The following is a 4,740-nucleotide window of genomic DNA, read 5'->3' as shown; positions in this document are numbered from 1 at the left end:
GCGGTCCCGTCACGCGGCCGGCCTAACCTGGGCAGACGCGCGTGAGGTTTTGTTCCTGGTATCTGGTCAGTACCCGAGTTCCGCGAAGATCTCCTTCTTCAGCGTCTCCTCGGCGGGCAGACTGGCCAGCGCCGTCACCGTGGGAGCGACCGGACCCTTCCGGACGGCAAGGGTGTCCGCGGCGCCCAGAGGCGAGTGAGCGGCAGAGCGACGGCCACAGCGAGGACCATCGCCGCTGCCGGAATTCCCCAGCGCAGCGCCCGCCGGACCCCCGTCGTCCAATCAGCCTCAGCGGCTCGGACAGGCGTCCCGGTCGCCGCGTCCGTGACCTCGCCCGGCTCGCCGCCGCGAGCAAGGGCGGTGTAGCGGACGACGAGCTCGTCGATCAGCGTGGTGAACGGGGTGACGTCGGGCCGGTTGCCCGGGTAAGCGCGCGAGACCAGTGGGATCCCGCCGTCACGGGTGAGGACCAGGCCGAGGCCGACCAGGCGCAGGTCGGAGCGTTTCTGCTTGGCCTTGCCGCGTTGGGCGATCGGCGCCCGGTCGTTGCCGGTGTCGAGGTAGGTCGCGAAGTTAGTCATGTCGAGGGCGACCGCGGAGACGTCGAGCTCGAAGGTGTCGATCATCTTCTCGGCGAGGCGGCGCTCGATGGTGAGCAGGTCGGCTTCGCTGACCAGGTGCATCGCGTCCCAGAACCGGCGGTGGTCGAGCACCCGGGCGGGGATCTTCGTGAACCGGTCCGCGGCCGTGGTCGCCCACCAGTCGGCGAAGGCGGCCTTCGAGCACGGGTCGACGAGCCGGTTGAGCGCGGCAAGCGCGAGGTAGGTGCCCACCGACGCCCCCGCGTCCGAGCGGCGCGGCCTGGCCACCTCGTCGATCGCGCCCGCCACGTCGAGCCGGGTCAGCATCTCCCACACCGCGGCGACGTCGCTGAACGCGAGATGGCGGGTGCGTTCCGCCACCGACGCGGCGTCCCGGGCCGCCACCGCCGCCGCGACATCGTCCGCCGAGCCCAGGTAGCGTTCGCTGACCATGGTCGGCTTGCCGTCGACCCGGGCCATCTCCCGCAGGTAGTAGTACGTCCTGCCGCCGATCTTCTTCGGGTAGAGGCTGGCTATCTTTAGGTCATACACACCAGGAGGACATGTGTTGACCGCGAGGTCACTACAGGCCACGGTCAGGCCCCGGATGGAACATCACCGGACAGCCACGAAACAAACAAGATCAAATTATCCCGGAAGCTCCGGCTAGGTAGACATAGTTGCCCCATGCTGCGCCGAGGGTGGTCGGGAACGGCTCTACGCGGACGGCGGCGCTGGTTTCCACTTGCTCCGGTCGTGGGGCATGGTAGGTGCGGCTCAGTCCGGGTGGACCGGCAATGACTTTCGAAGTAGTTTGAAAGTATGTCTGCCGCGTTGGTGGTCGCGTTCTCCGACCTGCTGAACAAGCCCAAGGACACCCTGGCCTCGATGGCCAGGTCCGGTGCGGTCCTGCTGCGGCTGCGCCGCCGCGACGCCGAGGACCTGATCATGACCACCGCTTCCCGGCGCGAGCAGGAACACACCGTCGTCTCCGCGGCTACCCGGCTGACCATGGTGCTGATGCGCCAAGCCGACCAACAGGGACGCGATCGGCTCCTGGAAGCCCTGCCCGAGGTGTTCACCTGGACACGGTTCTTGCCGGAGGATGACCAGCGGCTGTTCCTCACCGAGTTCGCCGACACCCTGCGCGCCGTCGAGGATCTGGACAACCTCGCGCCGGTCGCACATCTGATCGAGGAGTGGAAGCACACGGCCGAGATCCACGCCGACCCGGACCTCGCTGCGATCCTCGTCCAGGACGGTGACGACTACGGGAGCGTGCCCGAACCGGATGTGGTCGGGTGAGCCCGAAACGCGGTGACCGGGTCGCCCCGCCGCCTGGCCCCGACGAATGGGACGTAATCTTCGGAACCGGCGAGGCGGGCAAGGGCTGGGACGAGCTGTGTACCCAAGCCGCAGCCAACACCCGCCACGCCTGGCAGTTGATGCGCACCGATCCCGCTCCGGCGGCCGCGACCAGCCGACGCCATCTGCTCAAGGGCAGCTATGCCACGGGCACCTACCGGGGCCGGCCGCTGCCACAATGGCAGATAGAAGTCACCAGCGGTGGCCGGATCTGGTACCTCGTCGACGCCGAACGGCGCCGGGTCATCGTCATGTACGCCAGTCCTCGCCATCCGAAAGCCACGGACTGACCGTGCCTGCGTCATGGAGAACCGGTGTATTCGGCGCCCTTGGCCTGGGCTGCTGATATGGCGTCGGCCGGGCACAGTCCGTGGTTGCGGGCGCTGACCAGGTAGGACCGTACCCGGCAGTAGCTGCCGCACCTCGGCCCCCGGGCCACCCGGCGACCAGACCCGGCTGGGCGAGTTGAGGGGGCTATGCGGGCACCTGTGATTGCCGGGGTTTCCGCCCTGATGCCGCCGCCAGCGGCATCAGGGCGGCTGCATGCCGAAATCGCGGTTGTCGCCGACCACGGCGTCAACTTCCAGCCCGCCTCCGCAGGCAGAGCAGAAACACCACGTGCTCAGCCCGCCGGGCACCAGATCAGGAGGGCCTGTCGTCGCCAGCGGAAGCGAGCAAGGTTCGTCCCCTGGACAGGGCCACCGTGGTCAGAGCCCGGACTGGGCCGCTGTGACCGTAGGTCGGGTCCCATAGCCGTATTTGTCCTGTCGTCGCCAGCAGAGGCGAGCAGGGTTCGCCCATCGGGCAGCGGTACAGCGAGCCCGGCGGGCAGTTGGTCGACTTCGGTGGGGCTGCGGCGTTGGTCGCGGATCTGGTCGAGTACCGTCAAGGCGTAGATCCATACGCCGCCGGAGCGATCCAGCAGGGTTCGGCAGAACCGCTCAGCCGCCAGCCCGGACTTTCGTAATGCGTCTGCGAGTTGTGGGTCGCTGGTAGTAATTGACGTCAGGTAATCGAGCAGGTCATGACGGTTAGCGGCGCTTTCGACGTCGATACGCTCGACTACCCGAGAACCGGCAGGGATTGCGACTGTCTTGGGCCGAGTGGTGGCGATGATGGCCAGGGCGGGAACCGTGTACGTGGCGGGCGGACTCCACCTCGTCGACGAGCTCCACGACGCGGGCGTGCCCACGCTCCAACGGATCAGTCCTGAGAACGATCCAGGAGTGACACACCACGGGCCGATCGATGTCCGTCCATCTCGGGGCTGTTTGCCACACGTGTTAGCGTGCCTCGGCGTGTCGTCAACGTGGACCGACGGAGGGGCCTTGGCGGTGGACGGGTTGATGGGTGCGGCTGTTCGGCTGGGCGTATCGGTGGATGCGTTGGCGGCGCTGACAGCGCATGTGCGGGTTGAGACCGAGGGTCTGCCGGCCGACCCGCAGGTGCGCGAGCTGCTTGCCGACATCGCCGCCGAACTACTCGGTGATCATGGCGTCGATGTCGCCGGCGCAGCCCCGGTCGTGGGCCTGGCGGGCACGTTCTTGCGTCAGGCAGCGGAGCTGATCGAAAATCCTGGCCGCAGCGGCCGGTGGGATCAGGTGGATGTGCCGCTGTTGCAGAGCATCGGCCGCCTGTCGATGGCGATCTCCGACGCCGTGCGGATCGCTGAAGGTGAGCTGCCCGAGCTGGGTCAGCGGCTGACCGCTCCCGGAGCGAGCTTCCTCGACGTCGGCACGGGGACAGGGTGGCTGGCGATCGCGATCGCCCGGTCCCACCCGGGCCTGCGGGTGGTGGGTATTGACATTTTCGAGCCCGCGCTGAGCCTGGCCCGCGCCAACGTGGCGGCGCAGGGCATGGCTGACCGCGTCGAACTGCGGCTTCAGGACGCTGTCGCCCTGGACGACGCGGCTGTGTACGACGCGGCGTGGCTCCCGATGCCGTTCCTGCCTGCTGGGATCGTCTCCCAGGTGATGGCTGCCGCGGCCGCGTCGTTGCGGCCAGGCGGGTGGCTGCTGGCGGGTACGTTCACCGGCGCCGACGACCGGTTGTCCCACCTGCTGGCCAACCTGCGGACGGTCCGCTCTGGTGGTCATCCATGGTGCGTCGACGATCTTCTCCCGGTGATCGCCGCCGCGGGCTTCGTCGACGTCGGTGAGGTCCCCCGTACCTGGTCGGCGCCGGTCCGCCTCTACGCCGGCCGTCGCCCCTGACCGCTCGTCTTGGAGCGCCTCCGAGCTCCCCGCACGCCGTCTGCTCATTTACGCTGTCGCCGCTTCCGAGCGACCGGCCGGGTTCAGGCTCGTTGACGGGCGGCGGGCTTGCCGCGGATCTTGCTGCTACCGTGCCCGGATGATTCTTTTGGGTGAACGGCCCCTTCGGCAGCCGTCAGCTGAGCTGCTCGGCCAGTGCGACGATGATGCCCTCGGGGCCGCGGACGTAACAGAGCCGATAGCTGTCCTCGTACTTCTCCAGCTCGCCAACGAGTTCGGCGCCGTGGGTGTGCAGGCGGGTAAGGACGTCCTCAATGTCGTCGACGGCGAACATGATGCGACGTATGCCCAGCGTGTTCGCCGGTGCGTTTTCCGGCTCGGTGCTGACCGCCGTCGGCGTGTGGAACTTCGTCAGCTCAAGCCGGCCGTGGCCGTCCGGTGTTCGCATCATTGCGATGTCGACTCGGACGTCGTCGAGCCCGATGGACGTCGACGACTACGCGACGTCGAGCCATGCCCGGAGTGCCTGACGGATGACGTCGCTGGTGTTCGTATGATCAGCAGCCGCCCGCGCGGCAAGT

General features: G+C 68.1%; 4 protein-coding genes and 1 pseudogene. 3 read left to right on the top strand and 2 right to left on the bottom strand.

The window, feature by feature from the left end; all coding sequences use genetic code 11:
- Positions 1 to 134: 134 nt before the first annotated feature.
- On the bottom strand, positions 135 to 1,133 hold the full coding sequence (locus U9980_RS21195; RefSeq protein WP_322769525.1) for a hypothetical protein: 999 nt from the start codon (positions 1,131 to 1,133) through the stop codon (positions 135 to 137).
- A gap of 270 nt (positions 1,134 to 1,403) precedes the next feature.
- Between U9980_RS21195 and U9980_RS21190 the strand changes: the two genes are divergently transcribed.
- The 3 genes from U9980_RS21190 to U9980_RS21180 all read left to right on the top strand — a co-directional run bounded on the left by U9980_RS21190 (position 1,404) and on the right by U9980_RS21180 (position 4,159).
- Positions 1,404 to 1,886: a hypothetical protein gene (locus U9980_RS21190; protein WP_322769524.1), complete on the top strand. Its 483-nt coding sequence runs from the start codon at positions 1,404 to 1,406 to the stop codon at positions 1,884 to 1,886.
- On the top strand, positions 1,883 to 2,236 hold the full coding sequence (locus U9980_RS21185) for a hypothetical protein (protein ID WP_322769523.1): 354 nt from the start codon (positions 1,883 to 1,885) through the stop codon (positions 2,234 to 2,236). Before U9980_RS21190 ends, U9980_RS21185 begins: the two co-directional genes overlap by 4 nt.
- Positions 2,237 to 3,292: 1,056 nt before the next feature.
- Positions 3,293 to 4,159 (top strand): class I SAM-dependent methyltransferase, encoded by an 867-nt coding sequence (locus tag U9980_RS21180; protein WP_322769522.1) that lies wholly within the window; start codon positions 3,293 to 3,295, stop codon positions 4,157 to 4,159.
- 175 nt (positions 4,160 to 4,334) lie between these two features.
- Here U9980_RS21180 and U9980_RS21175 read toward each other — a convergent pair.
- A pseudogene (locus U9980_RS21175) lies at positions 4,335 to 4,643 on the bottom strand (VOC family protein); the annotation flags it as partial.
- Positions 4,644 to 4,740 lie beyond the last annotated feature (97 nt).

The sequence above is a fragment of the Protofrankia sp. Cr1 genome, from assembly GCF_963555865.1.
In the GTDB taxonomy this organism is placed as follows: Bacteria; Actinomycetota; Actinomycetes; order Frankiales; family Frankiaceae; genus Protofrankia.
Note: the sequence above shows the minus strand (reverse complement) of the source record. Positions and strands in the feature narration are given on the sequence as shown.

Excerpts from the sequence above, each read along its gene's own strand:
- U9980_RS21190 (WP_322769524.1), top strand. The coding sequence starts at position 1,404 with ATGTCTGCCGCGTTGGTGGTCGCGTTCTCCGACCTGCTGAACAAGCCC.
- U9980_RS21180 (WP_322769522.1), top strand. The coding sequence starts at position 3,293 with ATGGGTGCGGCTGTTCGGCTGGGCGTATCGGTGGATGCGTTGGCGGCG.